We start from the raw sequence: 19,287 nt of genomic DNA on the forward strand, positions 1-19,287 counted from the left end.
GATGCTGTCGTTTGAGTAGTCGTCGCCGGGCTCATCAAGCTGGTCGGCATTGTAGTTGTCTCACTCGGAATCGTCGAAACCTGGCATCGATGGAGCATGCTCAGTACCGTCGACGGGGGGGTGTCCCCTGTGCTTTAAGTCAAGCTGCTTGGGGAACTTTGTTTGGGGTAGCATGATAGAAGCTGGTATCTCGGACCAAGGCGAACATGACGTTGAGGCGGTGGCGTGCCAGACAGATCACCGCGGCGTTATGTTTCTTATCTTCTGCGCGTTTCTTGTTGTAGTGGGCTTTCGATACCGGGTCGTGGCAGGAGGCCACCCATGCGGATCGGAATAAGGCGTTGTTGAGTTGTTTATTGCTAGAGCGGGCCGGGGACTCACCTCGGATCGAGGTCCCAGAGCGGCGCGTTACGGGAGCAATTCCGGCGTAGGTGGCCAGGTGATCTGGGGTGGGGAAGGAGCTGAAGTCTGCTGCAGTGAGCAGGATCGTGGCGGCGGTCTTGATTCCGACTCCTGGCATAGAAATCAAGACCTGGGTAAGAGGGTGAGCATCGACCATCGCTTCCACCTCGGTGGCCACCAGAGCGCGTTGAGCTTTGAGCTCTTTGATCTGGGCGGCCATCCTGGGGATGATCAGTTCCACGGTAGCTGTTCCAGGCACGGTGACCGTTTGCTCAGCTAGGGCCGCGAAGATCTGGTCGATCAACGCGGAGGGGTCTTTGCGGGCATGATTTTTCGCCCAGCGTTTTACCCCCGATTTGTCAGCAGCCTGCAGGCCGTGGGGTCCGTGATACCGAATCAACAACTCCAGGACCATGGGCCGTGTGAGGACGGTGCCGGTGAAGACTTGTTCCAGTGACGGGTAAATGTGCACCAGCAAGGATCGTAGTCGGTTGATGGCTGGGGTACATTCCCGAGCCAGGTCATCATCAAACCCAGCCAGCACTTTCAACGCCGAGAACAGATCAGATTCCCGATCCACGGCTCGTAGCGTATGGGGCATGGTTCTGGCGGTATCAGCAATGATGAACGCGTCCCGGGCATCAAGTTTTGGACCGGCCGGGATACAGATCAGCAGCCTTGCGCATCGCCAAGCCCCGGCAAGTATGCCACGGTGGCGCCACAGTCTCGGGCCACCGCGATCGGTAAGGCACCAATGGTGTTAGGCTGATCGACCACCACCAGCACTGAACCGTGCCTTTGGAGCTGAACGATGACGTCTTGCAATGCGGTTTCGTCTTGCGGTAATTCCCGGTCGTAGAGTTTCTCGCCGGTGGTTGTCAGGGCGCATCCGTAATGTGCGCTTTTACCAACGTCTAGCCCCAGGATCACATCGTAGGTTGTTGTCATGGCAGTCTTCCTCACTGCTGGTAGCAAGGCCGCTGTGATCATGACACCCGATGCTTGCACCCACGTTACGAACAGACCTCAACACACTGCTTGGGCCGCATCCCTATGAGAAGTCAACGCGCGTCCTGGACCTCTGGCGGCAACACCCCCGGACCATGAAATGACAGGGCAACACAGCCATACCAGAGCCAGCGACCAGGTCCTTGGATAGACCTAAGAAATACCCTAGAAGGACCTATAAATAAATGTAACGGGTCTTTTCGAAAGATTCTTCTCAAAACGGGAAGCTTCTTTTCTCGTATGGAGCGAAGGGGTAGTGCGTGGGGGAGTTCGATGCTTTGTTCGAGCGTAACCGGGTGGTGTCTATCCGTGGTGTTGCAATAGAAGACGAGACGGAATGTGCGTGTCCCGAGAATGTTTTTGGACAGTACGTTTACCGTAGGGATTTTAGCCCCAGGGAAGCATGCCCGGATGAGTACAGCGGAGCTCAACACCTTTTAGGCTCCCCGTCCGGCGGTAGTTGTCCAACATGGGAGAAGCGAACCCCCACTGGTCGCTGGCTACGCCCATCTGGTCCAAACCAACGTCTAGCCCCCGATCCTGCAATGCCTTGTGTAGGCGCCGGATTTTACTCGCGTTCGGCAGCTTATCGCGGCTCCACGTCGATTGCGCCGTCCAGCAAGCGGTTGTTCATATCGACGATAGCCTCGTGGCGTTCCGCTTCCTCCCGAGTGATCTGACGGGCCACCTGCGCGATTATCAATTCCTGGAAGATTGACGGGGAGTCCACTTTTGATCTGTCAAGTCCGGCTGCTTGTACGGTGGCTGCGGTTTGGTCATTCCTTGCCGCTGGCGTGCCACTGTCCACCATGGGGGCTGCCCCTCGCCACTCTAAAAGTATCGGTTGTTGTCCCAGATTTCCCAACTGTCGAACTGGTCGCGTAGGGAGTAGTTCAAATGAAGCATCTCTGGATTTAGCCTGTGCTCGGCATGTAGAATCTCGTCATACCCTGCCAGTTGGTGACGCCCGTTAATCGAGGAGTGTGCAGTTCCGGTGAACATGTGATCTCCACTCAGCCCTGCTGAGAAGTGACCCAAGCTTCTACCCCCCCCCGGGAGATCACTATGCCCGCAATTGCCCTCGATGATGTTTCTTTTTCCTATGGCTCCCGTCTCGTCCTCGACCGTGTGAGTCTGCACGTTTCTGCCGGTGAGCGAGCCTTCTTAATCGGCCCGAACGGGGTCGGTAAATCAACGCTGCTGAAAATTCTGACCGGTGATCTGATACCCGTTTCGGGAGGAGTTGTTTCTGGCGTTGTTCCTCAGCGTATTCCCGATCCGGAGTCTTTCGACGGCAGCGTTGCGCAGTTCCTCGACTCGGCACTGGCACCGTTCAGGGAGCTGTTGTTGCGTTTTGAGCAAGTCACTGAGGCCATCGCGTCTGGGCAGGATGGTCTTGCGGGCGAGTACGATCAGATCCTCGCTCGGTTGAACGCGCTGGATGTATGGTCATTGGATTCACGCGTGAACGAGACTCTTGCCGGGCTGGGTCTCGTCGAACTGACTGGGTCTGGTGCAAATCGGATGTTGGTCAGACTTTCGCCCGGCCAGCGTGCGCGGTTGGAGCTAGCTGTGCTGCTGATCATCCGGCCTGAGGTGCTGATCCTCGATGAACCGACCAACCACTTGGACGGCGAGGCCATCGAATTCCTGGCAACTGTCGTCAATAACTGGGACGGTCCAGTGCTCGCCGCCAGCCATGACCGGGCTTTCATCGAGAATTCCGCCACCGTTATCTACGACATGGATATCACCGTGTGGCAGGAATTAGCCAAAGTAGACGGTGAGGAGCTAGTGGGCGTTTACCGCAACGCGGGCAACTACACTGACTACCTAGCCGCCAAGGCGACCGCCCGAGAGAAGCACCTGCAGATCCACGCCGCGCAACAGGACGAAAAGCGCGAGTTGCACGAGCACCGGCACGAGAGCATGAAGATTGCCCGCGGTGGTGTCCGGGTCGAAACAGCGGTTGGCAAGCAGAAGAAGTTCTTCACGGACCGGGCGGCAGCGACAGCGGTAAAGAGAACGCGTGCAGATGATGTTCGCTTGGAGCGCCTTGTCCAGCGCGAGGTACGAAAACCCCGTCACTACGATTTGGAGTTCCCCTCCCTCGAAACTGACCCTCGATCTGGTCTGGCCGTTTCAGCCAGGGACGCGACGGTGGTAGGTCGGCTTGCGCCGGTCACGTTCGATCTCAGCAGAGGCGAACACCTCCTCGTGACGGGGACAAACGGGGCAGGGAAATCAACCCTGCTGAACTGGGTTGCTTCCGGTAACCCGCCGACCAAGGTGACCAGCAAGGGCACCATTACCCGCGATGAACCCGTCGGTCAGGTGCTGCAGAGGCTTCCAGCTGAGTCAGACCCAGGCTTTGAATCGCAGACGTGGAGGAACGGGGTTGGCTCGGCTGGGAAAGGAATCTTGCATCCGTCTATGTGGCGCACCCCAATTCCCGACTTGTCGGCAGGGAATCAACGCCGCGCCCAACTCGCAATCGCATTGGCCCGTCGTCCAACCGTGCTAATAATCGACGAACCTACCAACTACCTCGATTTGGATACGATGGACGCGCTTGAAGAAGCGCTGCGCAACTGGCAAGGAACCCTAATCATCGCCAGTCATGACCGTTGGCTGATTGAACACTGGCACGGACGCCATCTCCACCTCAAGCCTATGCGCCAGTCACCATCAATATGAGAATTGGGAACCGTCATTGAAGCTTTGGCAGAGCTGATGGCTGCTGCTAAGGAGATGGGGGAGCTGGACGAATAGCCCCCTAAAGATTTTGTCGGACTGACAGGATTTGAACCTGCGACCCCTACTCCCCTAGTGTAGTGCGCTACCAAGCTGCGCCACAGTCCGCCACCCTTTAAAAAGGGCAACGGCGATAAGGGCGCTGATGAGGCCCGCGCAGATGAGTGTCATGACCAGTACGTAGACGCAGGCCGATGGAAAACAGCATGAGGGTCACGCCGATGACGGCGAGAAGATCGAGGGACTCGACATGTTTCACACCCGCGGCATTGAGTGCGAAGCCGGAGGCGACGAACCCAATGAAGGGCGGCAGTCGCACGGCCCAGGCGATGAGGCCGCAGGCGAAGAGTGAATCGAGGAGGCGAGCAGGTCCCGGAAATGGGGGTCTTTTTATAAGATTCTTCTCAAAACGGGAAGCTTCTTTTCTCGTATGGAGCGAAGGGGTAGTGCGTGGGGGAGTTCGATGCTTTGTTCGAGCGTAACCGGGTGGTGTCTATCCGTGGTGTTGCAATAGAAGACGAGACGGAATGTGCGTGTCCCGAGAATGTTTTTGGACAGTACGTTTACCGTAGGGATTTTAGCCCCAAGGAGGCATGCTCGGAGGGGTACAGCGAGGAAATGATTGATTGGGAGGTCCAAAGCAAGTTCGGTTTGTCCTTCTTCAATAGCTCCCGGCTGAACTTGACCACCATTGCCAAGCTCGACGATCACGTCTACGACGCGCTGATGGACTACGTTGGCGCGTTTTCTTCCTCCGTGCGCGACGTGTTGGATGCCTTCGATTTCGCAGTGAAGATGAAGACCCTTGACACTGCGCACCGCTTGTGGCCGGTTGTGAAGCACTTCGCCACCATCGACATGAGCATGCAGGATCTGCCCGACGCACAGATGGGCGACCTGTTCCAGCACGTCATGTACAAGGCCTTTGACACGAAGGGTAAGGCTGCGGGTGCGTTTTATACCCCGCGTGATGCGATCCGGCTGATGGTGGATATTCTATTTGCTTCCGAGGACGTTGGCCTGACCTCCGACGGCGCTTCTCGCACTGTCTATGATCAGACAAATAGTTCTAGACGCAGACTCGAGGAAACTACCCAAACTCGGTGTTCCTCGAGTTTCTAGACGGCGCAGGATACGCGGGGGCTTTGCGTGAAGTGCCCCGGGTTTTGTTCCTAGGCTTGTGCCTTGATTTCCATTATTTCTCGACTGGGGTGGTGTTCCCAAAATTCGGCTTCTACTTCAGCCGGCGTGCGGTAGCCCAGGCTCTGGTGGAGCCTTGACTCGTTCCACCAATTCACCCACTCAAACGTGGCAATCTCAACATCAACCACGTCGGTCCACAACCTGGTATAAATCAGCTCGTTTTTGTAGGAACCGTTGACGTTTTCAGCCAGTGCATTGTCATAAGAGTCACCAACAGTACCGGTCGACGCGATAATTCCATGCTCAGCAAGACGCGCATTGTAGATAATGCTCACATATTGCGAGCCGTGATCCGAGTGGTGAACTAGACCGGTGGTCTTCTTGGCGCACACAATGGCTTGATTGAGTGCTTGCAACGGCAACGCTTCGGTGCGCATCGAGTCAGACAACGCCCAGCCGACGATCCTCCGGGAGAACACATCAGTTACGAAGCCGGCGTACACAAACCCTTTTCTGGTGCGCACATAGGTAATGTTTGCCACCCATAGCCGATTAGGCCCACAGGCTCGAAACTCACGACCCACCAAGTCGGGGCGAGTGTCGGGTCCCTTGGGCTTATGTGTCATCACGGGAGACCGGCCTTTACCTTTGCCAGACACACCTGCAAGGCGCATCAGACGCGCGGTCTGTTCACGTCCAATGTCGATTCCTTCACGGCGCAGCGCGTGCCACATTTTGCGAATCCCGTAGACGCCGTAGTTTTGTTGATGAACTTCGGTAATGCGCTCTACTAGGGCGGCGTCACGAAGGCTACGGACACTTAATCCCCGAGCCTTAGATTGGCGGTACCCACGAGAAGTAAGGAAGCCGCCAACACGGTGTGTGTTTAACGTCGTGCAGATGAACTCGACGGTGAAATGATTCCGGTGTTTATCGATGAACTGGATCATTTCCGACGTTTTGGGTCGAGTTTCGATGCGAAAAAAACCGACGCGGCCTTTAACAGCTCGTTGGTGTCGCGAAGTTCTTGATTCTCACGCCGAAGCTTGGCTACCTCTGCCACGAGGTCTTCGGACAACAGCTCGGCAATACGACCGTCACGGCGAGCCGCTTGTGTCCACTGCCGAGCAGTATGCCATGAGACGCCCAGCTTCGGCGCAACTGCCTGGCACGCAGCCTGCATCGACATGTTCTCTGCCAGGATGCGATCCTCCACCAAGCGAACCACGCGGTCCTTCACATCCTGGTCAAATTTTCTTGGCATGTTCCAGATTTTCCCATCTACTCAGACGGAACAAAACCTGGGACACTTCAGTCCACAACCCTTGACACACCCCGTTACCTTTTAGGTGTCACTGTTTTCCGGCAGGATATGCAGTGTAGGTAACCAGCTGGTTCCGGCATGATGGTTGCCCCCAGTCGTTGATGATCAGGGGGGTGTAGTCACCGGAACCAGTCTGGTTCGTTCGGATCGCTAATAGAAGCACGCTCCAAACTTTTGTGGGTCTTCGTAACGTGGATGTGAACGCACGAACCACCGGTCACCTTGTTTTTATTGGAACGCACCCAAGAAGGTGATCGATATGGAACCCCAAGTATTCGTTGGTATCGACGTCGGAAAGTCTCAGCATCACGCCACCGCAGTCAATCAGCAGGGCCGGGTAGTGCATGACAAACCGTTGCCACAATCCGAGCCCAAGATTCAGGAACTCCTGACAGATCTTGTCGCCAAACACGGCGAGTTGCTGGTCGTAGTAGAACAGCCGAAAACTATCGGTGCGCTGGTTGTCGCTGTAGCTCAGCAGATGGATACTCAGGTGGCGTATTTGCCAGGACTGACGATGCGTCGAGTCGCTGATCTGCATCCGGGTCAGGCGAAGACGGATGCCCGAGATGCTTACATCATTGCCGAAACTGCCCGCACCATGCCACACACGCTGCGGGGTATCACCGTGGCTGAAGAACAGATCGCGGAGTTGTCAATGCTGTGTGGTTTTGATGAGGACCTGGCAGCCCAGCTGACTCAAGTCCGCAATCGGATCAGAGGGCTGCTGACGCAGATCCATCCAGCATTAGAGCGCGTGCTGGGGCCACGGTTGGCACACCCAGCAGTCGTTGATTTACTCGGCAGGTATCCAACCCCTGCGGGGTTGAAACGCGCCGGTCGAGGCCACGTTCGAGCTCGGCTCAAAAAGCTTGCGCCGCGCATGGCAGCACGGTTGACCGATGAGATCTTTAGGGCATTAGCCGAGCAAACGACTATCGTGACCGGCACTCATGCTGCTGAGCATATTATTGGTCGCTTAGCTGCCCAACTACAGCAACTCACGCAGCAACGCAGTGATGTTGAAGCTGAAATTTTGTTGGTGGTTGATGCGCACCCTCTTACCGAAGTCCTGACTTCCATGCCCGGTGTTGGAGTCAGGACTGCCGCACGCATTCTCACCGAAGTGGTCGGTAAAGACTTCCAATCCGCAGCCCACTTAGCATCATATGCTGGCATCGCACCCGTGACCCGCCAATCCGGGACCTCCATCCGTGGAGAATCCCCATCTCGGCGCGGCAACAAAGTGCTCAAACGAGTGCTGTTCTTATCTGCCTTTGCTTCGATTAAAGGCGACCCCGCCTCGCGAGCCTACTACGAAAAAAACGCGCCGAAGGCAAACGCCACAACCAAGCCGTCATCGCCCTCGCCCGACGCCGATCCGACGTCCTGTTCGCCATGCTCAGAGACGGCACGTTCTACGAATCTCGCCCAGCACAACTTGTTCCAGCAGCTTGACGAAAACGATAGAAGCACCCCCCATCCTGAAGTACTGCCTCAGCGAATTAAGAATTAATAGGACGCTGAATTATTGCGTTGGGGGCAACCGAGCTTTTGAAGACGGAGAGATTATTGGTGAAATTCCCCTGACTAACCAGTCACAGGTCCATAGGTATGATCGAGCTATGACGATGAACGTGGATGTCGTCGACCCCTCAGTGTTATATTTCTTCGAAGGTGATGCTGGCACCGGCGCCCGTGATGTTCTGGAGAGCGCTGACCAAGACCGGGTCGTGGAGCGTGAGGCTGAGGGCGGAAAGCCCGAGGCGGGTGTCCTTGTCGATACTGGGGAGTCACACTTCAACTACGGTTACCTCTGGTATCCAGACCAGCAGGTGATGGTGACGTTTGATGTCGGATACATCCCGGCTTCTGAACATGAGGGTGAAGCGACCGACGACAAGGCGCGAGAGCGAATGAGATCCTTCCTGGACCAGTATCCCGAGGTTTAGGCCGACTACTTAACACCTTGTTCGATGAGGATTTCACGGAGCTTCGCGCGAGCGCGGTTAACGCGGGATTTGACGGTTTGAATGCCGATTTTTTGTTGTGTCGCGATCTCTTCGTAGGTGAGACCACCATATTCGCGCAAGATCAGGGCTTCCCGAAAGTCTTCCCCTAGCTGGGTGAGGGCAGCTCGGACGACCATGACGGTACTGACTTTCTCGTCGGGAGTGGGGCTAGTATCGGCCTGCGTCATCCCGATCTCGTCGTCTAGGACATCGCGTCGTGCACGAACAAACTGTAGGGCTGCGTTGGCGGCGATCCGGTATGCCCACGTTGAGAACTTGGCGCGCGGTTCAAATTTGTGCATATTTCTCCATGCTGACGTTAGTGCATTCTGCATGGCGTCTTCAGCATCGTGCTGATTGCCAGTGATCGAGTAAACCACTGCCCACATACGACGAGAAGCGCCCTCGACCAAGGTGGCGAAGGCGCTTTCGTCCCCGTGTTGAGCACGATGGATGAGATCGAGTTGAGCAGGATCAACAGGCATGAAGCTGCTTTCTACAGCTGGGGGTCTGAAGCATCCTCCTCGGACCACAGATCATCGCTGTTGGCTATGTCTGCGTCTAAGTCCTGCTCCGACACGGCGTCGTTAGGGACCAACTCGCCTTCTGGTTCAGGGGTTTCTGGGTTGGTCGCAACAGACAGCATCTGCTCTAGCTGGGAACCAGACAGTTCAGGGATGGCTTCAGGATCTCGATAATCCGGCAGGACGTACTCGTCGGTCTCGTCAAATTCATCGGTCAGGTCTGGGATTGCGTGATGACGTGGTGACATCGCTGATGTCCTCCTGAGACTTGAGCATCGCTACTGTGTCAATAGTGCAATAACTGCACTGCCGGTTTTGTCCCCGTATGTCTTACTGTGATGAAGAGGTCGTGCTGGACGATGCCGAGCTCGCCTCGCTCGAAGAAGAAGCTGACGACGAGTCCGTTGAGCTTCGAGAATCGTTCCGGTAGAAGCCGGACCCTTTGAAACTAACCCCCACGGAGCCGAATTTCTTGCGTAAGACGCCACCGCACTTGGGGCAGGCTGTCAGGGAGTCCTCGGAAAAAGACTGGTGAATATCAAAAGCATGAGAGCAGTCTCGACAAACATATGAATACACCGGCATAGTAAGGCACTCCTGATCCTGGCCCGAATGAAAAAAATAACGAGAAGATAACGTCGCTAGTTTACCCGCAGATTTCGCGTCTCATTTTTCGTGTCGGACACGGTCCAATGGATTCCAGCGGTGGTGACCGCGCCGTTGACGGGTTGATCGTGGTCATCGGTTGGAATCGGCGAGAAATCCGGGTAATACTCGTGCGAGAACACGGGACTGAGGGTTACGACAGGCTGATCGAGAGTCTGTGCAAGGTGGGAAAGAACACGGTCATAAAAGCCGCCACCCTGCCCCATGCGGTGGCCGTGAGAGTCCACGGCGAGCGCTGGAACCTGGATCGCTTCCACCTCGGTGAGAATGTCGTGATCAAAACGCTTGCCAACGGGCTGGCTGAGTCCTTTCAATTCGGTTTCTTCCAGCTCGACATCGGGAGTCCACACAGCCCACCGCATCGTGTGATCGGCGTAGGGAACCGGGACAATTACCTGGATCCCGCGCTCATGAAGTCCGGTGACGAACTCGGTAGTATCCGGCTCAGTGCCGTAGCTGATAACCGACGCTACCCGGCTAAACGGTGTTAAACCGGCATCCCGCTGTGCGTCGTACCAGCCCAATAACTGTTCGCAGATCAGGTGTGACTGTCGCAGACGTTCAGCGTTGCCCAGTGCGACACGGCGTTGTCTCATCAAGGTTCGGAAAGCTTTTTTGTCCATTCTCCTCCTTCGCTGGCTACTCGACCGCACCTAGCTGTCGTCTCCATTGTCTCACCTTCTCCCAGCGTGAACGGGAGCGAGCGTGATCTGCGGACATACTCGTGAGACCACTGATAGCGAGCTATGTACTGGGGCATCAGGGAGGGGTGTGTTCTACCATGGGGAAGGTGCAGATCTTTGAAGGCGTCTCGGCGCAATGGCCGGTCGCGTTGCGGTGGCAGAACCTCGTGTTGCGTCCTCTCAAACGACGCGACGGCGCCGAGTGGGATAGCGTCAGAGCTGCGAACGCCCAATGGCTTCAGCCGTGGGATGCTACCCATCCACCGGTATGGGGCGAAGCTGACCGATTGCCGACCTTTGGCCACATGGTGCGGGCGATGAATCGTGACGCCCGCGCGGGGCATTCTTTTCCCTGGGTGCTCTGTGTTCAACAACCCGGTCAGCACCATGCCCGAGTGGCCGGCCAAGTGGTGGCCGCGCCGGTACAGTGGGGTTCGGTCCGGTCAACCGCGTTGGGGTATTGGGTCGATCACCGCCTCGCCGGGCGCAATATTGTGCCTACTGCGGTTGCGCTGGCGATCGATTATCTGTTTGATCGGGTGGGATTACACCGGGTGGAGATCAATATCGTTCCGCAGAACATTGCCTCACACCGGGTCGTCGAAAAACTTGGTATGCGGTATGAGGGGTTGCGAAAAAACTATCTGCACATCAATGGCATGTGGACCGATCACGATAGTTTTGCCATCAGCACTGAAGAGTGGCCGTTAGGTGGACTTGTGGCCCAGTTACAGGCGGATTTTCCGCTAAAGCAGTGACACACCACCGGTGAATCACACCGGTGTGATTCTGGGCGAGTACTCTCAAAGAGTGGACCATCGGATAACCCAGCTCGAGGAATCCCTGTCGCAGGCGTTGGGATACCTGCCCGAGCTGCAGATTGCAACCTCCGTGGTGGTGGTGCTTGCAGTTCTGGTGTGGATGATCATGATGGGTCGTCGCGAAGACGTCCGAGTCCGCCGGCCGAAGGTGACCGCCACCGCTCCAAGGAGAATCATGGCAGAACAGACATCAACCCCGACGTTCACGATCCGGTGGGGGAGAACAGCAATTTTTGCTGTGGCCGTCTTGGCGACCCTGGTCTTCATCGTGACTGCTGTTGCCGGACTATTTGGTGCCGCTATGTGGGCCTGGGCCTTGCTGTCGCTTGTGGTCTCCGTGGCGTCCTTGGCCAGTCTGCGCGCCCTGGCGATCCGCGATCAGTACCGTCGGGCCGATGCTCAGCGTCACAGCGAACGGCCTGCCACGACGGTGGAAGCCGGATCGTCAGCTGACACCGACACCGAGCACGACGCTGATCGCACACCTGAGAGCTCGGCCAAGGTTGAGCACAACCATCCGGTCTTTGATCGTCAAGCACAGGCCGGTGCCGTAGCAGAGCGCACTACTGACGAGCCGGGCCGGTCTGAGGAACAGGACCACACCCCGCTGGTTGAGCTCAGGATCAAAGAAGCCCCGGTGCCGAAAAAGTCAGTCGCCCGCCGGGGTATTCCACGGCCGATGTATCTGGACGCTGCCGAAATCGTTCGCGAACAACCCGAACCGTTGGCGACCGAGGTTACTCCGCAACCGTCGGCCGATACGCACCTGAAAGACGGCGTTTCCCCGCAGTATCAGGCCAAGGTTACTGCCAAGGCCCACCGCAAACTCGACCTCGACAAAGTCTTGGATCGGCGCCGGGCGATCTAGTCTGGCGGGGACATTTGCCGACCGTCGCGAACCGATACGGCTGGGATTTGGTAGCCTAATCCGCTATGAACAGCCATGACTTGATTGAGCTCTTGCGCGATTATTGTGCGCGTAAGGGGTTTCGTCTCGATCGAGCCGCGGTGATTGACACCCAACGACGCGGGCCCGAGCTGACCTGGCTAATCGAAGGTTTTGTGGTGGACGGTGGCCGGGAGAGTCGCCGGTACTGGGGTATCACCACCGAGATCTTGCCGGTGGGTGTGGCAGAGATGATCACCGCAGACGATGGCACCGAATTGGAGCTCTGGGAGCATCCGGCTGACCCGTTGTTGCCCGGATTGAAACTGGCCAGTACTCCCAGTACCGTCCAGCAACGTTTCGAACACCTGGGAAAATTGCGGAGTCTGCGCATGGTGGCCTACCGTCCGTTGCGGCGCGCGGTGCTACGGGCGGATTTCCACCTCGGTCGAGGACTGGACCATAGCTTCTTTCTGAAGGTGTTGCCGGAAGGAGAAGCTGACCAGATCTACCAGAAGCATCTGGTGTGCGCAGACGCCGGCGTGCCAGTGGTGCTTCCCGTGGCTGAGCCGTCCCGCGACATCCTGGTCCTGGACGCCGGGTGCGGAATCTCGCTGACCGAACTGGTCAATTCGGGTCGTGGCGAGGCCTTCAGCCTGTGCGAACTGCGCGCGGTGTTGGAACAACTTCCCGACCAGCTAGTGGATCTGCCCCATCGTGCTTCCTGGGCCGAGCGGGTCAGTGAATTCGCGGTCGGGGCACAGCATCAGTTCCTCGGTCAGGCTGGCCGGATCGAACAGCTCAGCACCGAAATTCATCGCCGTCTGGATGCCACCGATCCCGGCCCCCAGGTTGCTGTCCACGGTGACCTCTATGAAGCGCACCTGCTGCTGGACCCCACCACCGGTGCGATCCGATCGATTCTCGACGTGGATGCGGCCGGACCGGGTCACCACATTGACGATTTGGCCTGCTTGATCGGTCACTTGGCGGTCTCTGAGACGAGCGTGACACTACACCAGCGCTGGCGCCTGGTCGAGACGTACTTCGACCAGCTCACACACCCAAACCTTATGGCCCGAACGGCTCCGTTTCGGGATCCGGTCGACGCCTCTGGGTTGGGTGGGCGAGCCGCCGCGGTAGTACTGAGCCTGTTGTCCACACTGTCCGAGCACGACGTCCAGGCGGCCGAGCAGCGCTTGGAGTTGGCCGAGCGACTCCTTGAGCACTCGTGAGATCAGCTACTCGATCAAGTTGCTCACGCTAGCACGTACTCTCATCACGACGATTCAGCGCCTGGGCTTCCAATTCTTCGACCCGCCGTCGGCTCTGTTGGGCGGCCATATTGTCTCCCGTGCGTTCCTGAGCTTCTGCCAAGCCCATCAGTGCAGCAATGCGGGCACCGGTATCCAGCGTCTCGGTCTCGAGCAACTGAGACAATAGGGTGGCCGCTTCGACCTCGCGATCCTGTTCCAGCAAGACGTGGCCGGCAAAAAGTTCCGCGCGGGCCGCGCCGTCGGGATCGTCGGCCGTGGTGAACAGATCGGCAGCGTTCAGCGCGGTGGCTACCGCGTTGACGCCGTTGTGCAACGACCAATACCCGCGGGCCTGAGTGTCCATGTAGTCAGCCTGATACCAGGTGGCCCCGGTATGCTGGGCAATCTCAATGGCCTCGTTGAGATGCAAAATGCCCTCATGATCGCCCTGGTCACACATTAAATGACCCAGCGCGTTCAGAGCCTGCGCCAAGACCATATTGGGTGTAGGCAGTTGACGGGCTACTGTCACGGCGTGCTGGACGGCGGTGCGCGCACGCCGGGGCTCGTCTTCGGTCGAATGCAGTGCGCCCAGGGCCAAATAAACGTGCACCGCCTCCTGGCGGGCCCCAGTCGATAGCATCAGCTCAATGGCCTGGTGCCAATGCTCGATGGCCTCCTGGGTCCGGTGTTGACGGCGCAGTGCTTGCCCTAAATCCACCAGCACCTGAGCCTGAGAGGCACGGTCGCCGGAGATCTCGGCTCGCCGGACCAGACCGGTGAGTACCTCTTCGGCGTCCTTATACTCCTCCGCCTCTAACAACTGATGCCCCAAGGCAAAGAGCAATCCGCCGGACTCGGGGATTTCGCCTTGCTCGGCTTCGGCCGCGGCAATCTTCCAGGCGGTGACTGCCACGGAGGTCTCGCCCAGCTGGGAGGCCATGGCAGCGCACAGCCCCGCTGCCGAGGCAGCGCCAGATCGGGCTCCGATCCGCACGTAGGTCTCGAGGGCTTGCACGGCGTACTCGGCGGCTAAGGCAGAGTCTTCCCGGTGGTGGGCCACTGCGGCCTGTACCATCCACATCGCAGCCCGAATCGCGCGGTGGCAACCGGTCGAGAGTAGCTCGCCGGCGGTAGCGGCAGCGGCGCTGAACTGTTCGGTCATCAAATAAACGTGGGCGGCAAACATGTGTGCAGTATCGGTCGCGGACCGGGAAACCACCAATCCCTCGTCGCGTCGCCATCGGATGACGTCCAGAGCCTCGGTAATCAACTCCAGGGCTTCCTCGGTGGCGTGTTCGCAGACCCGAATCGTTGCCAGGGCAATCAAGGCATCGGAGAGGACTGTGTCGTAACGGTGGCGTTGGAGCGCCTCCCGTTCGGTATCGACGACACCCTGCAGGACCGTGGCCGAGAACGAATCCGGTTCAGCAAACAACATGGTCCCCAGTTGCTCTTCCAGATCCGCTTGATGGTACTGGCCTACCGAACGCAATACCTCGGCACGTGCTGTCACATCTTGTTCGGCCCGCTGGGTCTCACCCAGCGAATGTAGCACGGAGGCCCGAGTGCGATAGGCAGCCAACCGTACCTCCGGTCGATCAGACCCCGGGGCGTGCTCGAGCTGAGTCAAGGCCTCTAAGCACTGTTCCACTCGCTGGGCGTAGGCGGCTTCTTGAGCTAGGTCCAACCAGCCACTGGCGGTATCGGCATGGTGGCGCACCAGATGGTGGACACGGCCGTGCAAGATATCGTCGAGTTTTCTGATCATCGAGAACGGAAGCTTCCGTCCCGAATCAGACGACGTCGTTTCTGCCATACTCCCAGTGTAGTAACTGTGGTGAGGTGTTGTGATTCAGCACGTGGTCGGGCGAAACCTTTAGACTGGTGGGCATGCCCCGTAGCCTCCGCGCGCTGTCGATCACTCTGGTAGCGGTGATGGGCCTGAGCGCCTGTGGCGATCAGAAAGCCGTCGATCCTGATCCTTCGGTCGCTACCGTCCGCGTGCTTGCCGGCCCGGACCCCCTGGATGAAGCCATGGCCGTGGCCACCGTGGAGTTTCTGAGCACCCGCGGTATTGCCGCTGAGCGCCATGGGTTGGAATCCAGTTCCGGGCAACAACTCTCGGAGGCGCTGGAAGCCGAGAACACCCTGGTCGTGGCCAACTCGGTGCAGCTGGTCGCCGCTGACGACCCCGAACAGGCCATGAAGGACACGTCCGGAGACGAATCGGTCGACTCGGCGGATCAGATCGTCAATTCCACATCCGCCGATATTCTGTCGACCTCAGAGGCCACCCTGCGTATCCAGCCGGTGGTTACCCGCGCCACGGCTGCTTACCACGAACTGGAATCAGCCGACGATCTGCACAACTCGGTTGACATCGACTCCGCTGTCTCGCCGGCTACCTCCTCGCAGAGCGCTGAGGAGTCTTCCTTGCGGTGTGAGCACCTACAGATGGGAACCGGTGCGCTGACCGATGAGCTGGTGGAGGTTGTGGCAGCCGAGCTGGAGCCCTGTGATCAGGGGTGGTCGGAACCACCACAGTCCTTTGCGGGATACCAGCAGGAGCTGGCCCGGTTACAGTCTGAACCAGATGCCCTGACGTGGCTGTACGCGCCCGATCCAGCCATCGCTGACCTGTCTTTTCGGGTGCTGGAAAGCCACGACTACCCGGAAGGTCGGATGTTGGTGATCGGTGACCCGGAGTCGATTCAAGCATCGGTGGAAGAACCACTCCATGAGCTCTACCAGGCGGTGAGCGGGGAAGAACTTGCCAACCTGAGCCGGATGGTGTACCAGGCCCGGCGGCCCGCTGAGGGATTGGACCTCGACGAGGCCTCAGCGGCGCGGTCGTGGTTGTCGTCAGCGGGTTTGCTGGAGGCCTCCGACATTTTGGACGAACCGTCCGCAGCACCCAGTACTCTCTAATCAACACAACCCCTTAGACCCTGGAGGTCGGTCCCGATGACACCAGCACGACCGCGTGAAATTCGCCAGTCATCCAAGTTGCATAATGTTCGCTACGATGTGCGCGGACCGATCCTGGAAGAAGCTCAGCGTCTCGAAGCCGCCGGGCATCGGATCATGCGACTGAATATTGGGAACCCGGCCCCCTTCGGTTTTGACGCCCCCGGGGCGATCCTGAAGGATATGGTCTCCCATCTTCCCCATGCCCAGGGGTACTCCGATTCTCAGGGTATCTACTCGGCCCGCACCGCCGTCTCGCAGTACTATGAGTCCCGTGGCATCCGGGATATCTCGGTTGATGATGTTTTCATCGGTAACGGGGTCTCAGAGATGATCTCCATGGTCCTCCAAGCCCTGATCGATGACGGGGACCAGGTACTGATTCCCGCGCCGGATTATCCGCTGTGGACCGGGGCCACCACGCTCTGCGGTGGTGAAGCCGTGCACTACCGGTGTGTGGAAGAGGAAGGCTGGGTCCCCGACACCGAGCACATCGAGTCTCTGGTCACCGACCGTACCAAGGCTCTGGTGCTGATCAACCCGAATAATCCCACCGGGGCGGTGTATTCGCGCCACGTACTAATGGAAATGGTCGAGATCGCTCGCCGGCACGGGCTGGTGCTACTCGCCGATGAGATTTATGAAAAGATTCTCTACGATGGAGCACGCCACATTAACGTCGCCGGGCTGTCTGATGATGTGCTCACCCTGACGTTCTCCGGGTTGTCGAAGGCGTACCGGGTGGCTGGATACCGGGCCGGTTGGGTTGCCGTGTCCGGGCCCAAATATCGCGCTCAAGACTTCCTTGAGGGGCTGACTCTGCTGGCCAATATGCGCATGTGCGCCAACGTTCCGGCCCAGCACGCGATCCAGACGGCGCTGGGCGGGTATCAATCCATCAACGACCTCATTCTCCCGGGTGGACGACTGCTGGAACAGCGCAACCTGGCCACCGAAATGCTCCAGGCCATCCCGGGGGTGAGCGTGCAACCGGCCCACGGCGCGATGTATCTGTTCCCGAAACTCGACCCTGAGATGTATCCGATTGACGATGACGAGAAGTTCGTGATCGACCTGCTTCGACAACAAAAAATCCTGGTCTCACACGGTCGGGCCTTCAATCTTGACACGACCGACCATTTCCGCTTGGTGACCTTGCCGGCCGTGCGTGATCTCGAAGAAGGCATCCACCGGATCGCCGAGTTTTTAGAGGGCTACCGCCACGGCTGAGTCCTACTCATCGGTCTCATCGGTCTCGTTGGTGCTGGCCGTCGTCTCGGACTCGGCACGGACCTGGTCAATGCGTTGCTGGGCCTCGGTCAGCCAACGTTGACAGTGTTGTGCCAGGGCTTCACCGCGCTCCCAGAGTTGTAAGCTTTCTTCTAGTTCCACCCCACCGGATTCCAGCCGGGTCACGGTCTCAATCAGTTCAGTGCGGGCCTGCTCGTAGCTCAGCTGGGCAATATCGGAGGTATCGGCGGTCGAGAATCCTTGTGTCATCATCATCCTTCGTCGTCTGTGCTGGGGTTGATTGAGGTGACTTCGGCGTGGAAGTCTCCCCTGGAGAGCAAAATGTTGACCGGGGTGCCGACCTGTAGCTGATCGGCCCGTCGAATCAAGCCCTGCTCAGCCTGCACCACCGCATAGCCACGGTTGAGTGTGGACTGCGGAGACAGCGAACGCACCCGAGCCATCACCTGCTCGACTACCTCTCGCTCGCGAGAAATCAGCTGACGCATCGCCGTCCGTGCTCGTGTCAGCACACCGGTGAGTTCCTCGTGGCGGGTGGTGATCATCGTTTCAGGATGCAGTAGCACCGGCCGGGAACGCACCGTAGCCAGGTGGGTGGCCTGCTCGGTGACGAGCCGCTGCACCGCAGCGGCCATCCTTAACCGGGCCTGAGCGATGCTCTCGGCCTCCACCGTCGCGTCGGGAACAATACGCTTGGCCGCATCGGTGGGAGTGGAAGCCCGCAGATCAGCCACATCATCGAGCACCGGACGGTCGGCTTCGTGCCCGATTGCCGAGACCACCGGGGTGGTCGCTGCCGCCACCGCGCGCACGAGCCGTTCATCCGAAAATGGCAGGATCACCTCTTCTAAGGCCCCACCGCCACGGGCTATCACGATCAGATCCACCCGCTCATCGGCATCAAGCTGGTGCAGGGCCTCGATGATCTCGGTGGGCGCCTGGGCGCCTTGGACGGCGGTGTGCACCACGGTGAATTCGGTGGCCGGCCAACGCAAGAGCGTATTGCGCATGACATCTTTCATCGCGTCGGAGTCTTTGCCGGTAATCAGACCGATGCGTGCCGGCACCAGGGGCAACGGTTTCTTCTGGGCAAACAGGCCTTCTTCGGCCAACGCGTGTCGCAAGCGCTCGACTCGGGCCAGCAAGTCACCGATGCCTACCGGGCGAATATCCTGGGCAATCATCGACAACCGACCGGTCTTGGTGTAAAAGTTGGGCTTCACCCAGGCCACCACACGCGCGCCCTGTTGCACTCCAGGATCCAGGTGCGAGGCCACATTGCGCCAGGCAGTGACCGGCAGGGAGATCTCGGCTTCAATATCGCGCAGTGTCATCCACGCATTGCCACGTACCACGCGATGCTCGATCAGCTGACCCTCCACCCAGGTCGCCGGGGCCCGATCAATATAGTGTTTGAGATTCTCCGACAGTAAGCGCACCGGCCAGGGGCGATCCGCCGAGGTCTGCGCCGCTGTGGCCGGTAGTGCAGGTTCATCGATCACCATGCGCTCACCACACAACCACCACTCACATTGCCTCCGTTACAGTAGTCTAGGGACGTCCCCCAGACTACTACCGCCGGGATAG

Annotated in this window: 16 protein-coding genes, 1 tRNA gene and 3 pseudogenes; 9 read left to right on the forward strand and 11 right to left on the reverse strand. The window is 58.4% G+C overall.

What is annotated here, in order from left to right:
• Positions 1-139: 139 nt before the first annotated feature.
• Positions 140-1,350 (reverse strand): annotated as a pseudogene (locus tag DCC27_RS00665) (IS110 family transposase).
• A gap of 646 nt (positions 1,351-1,996) precedes the next feature.
• Positions 1,997-2,140, reverse strand: coding sequence for a hypothetical protein (locus DCC27_RS12120; RefSeq protein WP_168186046.1), 144 nt, complete (start codon positions 2,138-2,140; stop codon positions 1,997-1,999).
• 335 nt (positions 2,141-2,475) lie between these two features.
• On the opposite strand from DCC27_RS12120, the gene DCC27_RS00670 reads away from it, so the two are divergent.
• Positions 2,476-4,107 carry an ABC-F family ATP-binding cassette domain-containing protein gene (locus DCC27_RS00670; protein WP_110110279.1) on the forward strand — a complete coding sequence of 544 codons (1,632 nt, stop codon included), beginning with the start codon at positions 2,476-2,478 and terminating at the stop codon, positions 4,105-4,107.
• Positions 4,108-4,198: 91 nt separating this feature from the next.
• Here DCC27_RS00670 and DCC27_RS00675 read toward each other — a convergent pair.
• Positions 4,199-4,272 (reverse strand) — tRNA-Pro (locus DCC27_RS00675).
• 342 nt (positions 4,273-4,614) lie between these two features.
• Here DCC27_RS00675 and DCC27_RS00685 point away from each other — a divergent pair.
• Positions 4,615-5,286: a type I restriction-modification system subunit M N-terminal domain-containing protein gene (locus DCC27_RS00685; RefSeq protein WP_199446280.1), complete on the forward strand. Its 672-nt coding sequence runs from the start codon at positions 4,615-4,617 to the stop codon at positions 5,284-5,286.
• Positions 5,287-5,336: 50 nt separating this feature from the next.
• On the opposite strand, the gene DCC27_RS00690 is transcribed toward DCC27_RS00685, so the two are convergent.
• Positions 5,337-6,571, reverse strand: a protein-coding gene (locus DCC27_RS00690; protein ID WP_110110280.1) for an IS3 family transposase whose coding sequence is annotated in 2 segments (ribosomal slippage) — positions 5,337-6,295 and positions 6,295-6,571 — 1,236 coding nt in all. Because the reading frame shifts where the segments join, the coding sequence is not laid out codon by codon here.
• Between the two features lie 319 nt (positions 6,572-6,890).
• Here DCC27_RS00690 and DCC27_RS00695 point away from each other — a divergent pair.
• A pseudogene (locus DCC27_RS00695) lies at positions 6,891-8,089 on the forward strand (IS110 family transposase).
• Between the two features lie 167 nt (positions 8,090-8,256).
• Positions 8,257-8,583: a hypothetical protein gene (locus DCC27_RS00700; protein ID WP_110100031.1), complete on the forward strand. Its 327-nt coding sequence runs from the start codon at positions 8,257-8,259 to the stop codon at positions 8,581-8,583.
• A 5-nt stretch (positions 8,584-8,588) separates the two neighbouring features.
• Here DCC27_RS00700 and DCC27_RS00705 read toward each other — a convergent pair whose 3' ends face one another.
• The 4 genes and pseudogenes from DCC27_RS00705 to DCC27_RS00720 form a co-directional block, all read right to left on the reverse strand.
• Positions 8,589-9,128 (reverse strand): RNA polymerase sigma factor, encoded by a 540-nt coding sequence (locus DCC27_RS00705; RefSeq protein ID WP_110109965.1) that lies wholly within the window; start codon positions 9,126-9,128, stop codon positions 8,589-8,591.
• 11 nt (positions 9,129-9,139) lie between these two features.
• Positions 9,140-9,415 carry a hypothetical protein gene (locus DCC27_RS00710; RefSeq protein ID WP_110100029.1) on the reverse strand — a complete coding sequence of 92 codons (276 nt, stop codon included), beginning with the start codon at positions 9,413-9,415 and terminating at the stop codon, positions 9,140-9,142.
• A gap of 244 nt (positions 9,416-9,659) precedes the next feature.
• Positions 9,660-9,752 (reverse strand): annotated as a pseudogene (locus tag DCC27_RS12745) (FmdB family zinc ribbon protein); the annotation flags it as partial.
• A gap of 56 nt (positions 9,753-9,808) precedes the next feature.
• A complete protein-coding gene (locus tag DCC27_RS00720; RefSeq protein ID WP_110100175.1) occupies positions 9,809-10,456 on the reverse strand; it encodes a 5-formyltetrahydrofolate cyclo-ligase in 648 nt (215 codons plus the stop codon).
• 158 nt (positions 10,457-10,614) lie between these two features.
• On the opposite strand from DCC27_RS00720, the gene DCC27_RS00725 reads away from it, so the two are divergent.
• From DCC27_RS00725 to DCC27_RS00735, 3 genes are all read left to right on the forward strand, one after another.
• A complete protein-coding gene (locus DCC27_RS00725) occupies positions 10,615-11,274 on the forward strand; it encodes a GNAT family N-acetyltransferase (protein ID WP_110100176.1) in 660 nt (219 codons plus the stop codon).
• A 10-nt stretch (positions 11,275-11,284) separates the two neighbouring features.
• Complete coding sequence (locus DCC27_RS00730; protein WP_110100177.1) at positions 11,285-12,205, forward strand: UbiA family prenyltransferase; 921 nt, start codon at positions 11,285-11,287, stop codon at positions 12,203-12,205.
• Positions 12,206-12,270: 65 nt separating this feature from the next.
• Positions 12,271-13,458 (forward strand): phosphotransferase, encoded by a 1,188-nt coding sequence (locus DCC27_RS00735; RefSeq protein WP_110100178.1) that lies wholly within the window; start codon positions 12,271-12,273, stop codon positions 13,456-13,458.
• Positions 13,459-13,486: 28 nt separating this feature from the next.
• Here DCC27_RS00735 and DCC27_RS00740 read toward each other — a convergent pair whose 3' ends face one another.
• Positions 13,487-15,298: a tetratricopeptide repeat protein gene (locus tag DCC27_RS00740; protein ID WP_110100179.1), complete on the reverse strand. Its 1,812-nt coding sequence runs from the start codon at positions 15,296-15,298 to the stop codon at positions 13,487-13,489.
• A 74-nt stretch (positions 15,299-15,372) separates the two neighbouring features.
• On the opposite strand from DCC27_RS00740, the gene DCC27_RS00745 reads away from it, so the two are divergent.
• Entirely contained in the window at positions 15,373-16,410 is a 1,038-nt protein-coding gene (locus tag DCC27_RS00745; protein WP_110100180.1) for a hypothetical protein, read from the forward strand.
• A 36-nt stretch (positions 16,411-16,446) separates the two neighbouring features.
• On the forward strand, positions 16,447-17,679 hold the full coding sequence (locus tag DCC27_RS00750; RefSeq protein WP_110100021.1) for a pyridoxal phosphate-dependent aminotransferase: 1,233 nt from the start codon (positions 16,447-16,449) through the stop codon (positions 17,677-17,679).
• A gap of 3 nt (positions 17,680-17,682) precedes the next feature.
• On the opposite strand, the gene DCC27_RS00755 is transcribed toward DCC27_RS00750, so the two are convergent.
• Entirely contained in the window at positions 17,683-17,955 is a 273-nt protein-coding gene (locus tag DCC27_RS00755) for an exodeoxyribonuclease VII small subunit (protein WP_233487795.1), read from the reverse strand.
• Complete coding sequence (xseA, locus tag DCC27_RS00760) at positions 17,952-19,205, reverse strand: exodeoxyribonuclease VII large subunit (RefSeq protein ID WP_110100182.1); 1,254 nt, start codon at positions 19,203-19,205, stop codon at positions 17,952-17,954. Before xseA ends, DCC27_RS00755 begins: the two co-directional genes overlap by 4 nt.
• Positions 19,206-19,287: the final 82 nt, after the last annotated feature.

The sequence above is a fragment of the Auritidibacter sp. NML130574 genome, from assembly GCF_003185725.2.
Taxonomy (GTDB): domain Bacteria; phylum Actinomycetota; class Actinomycetes; order Actinomycetales; family Micrococcaceae; genus Auritidibacter; species Auritidibacter ignavus.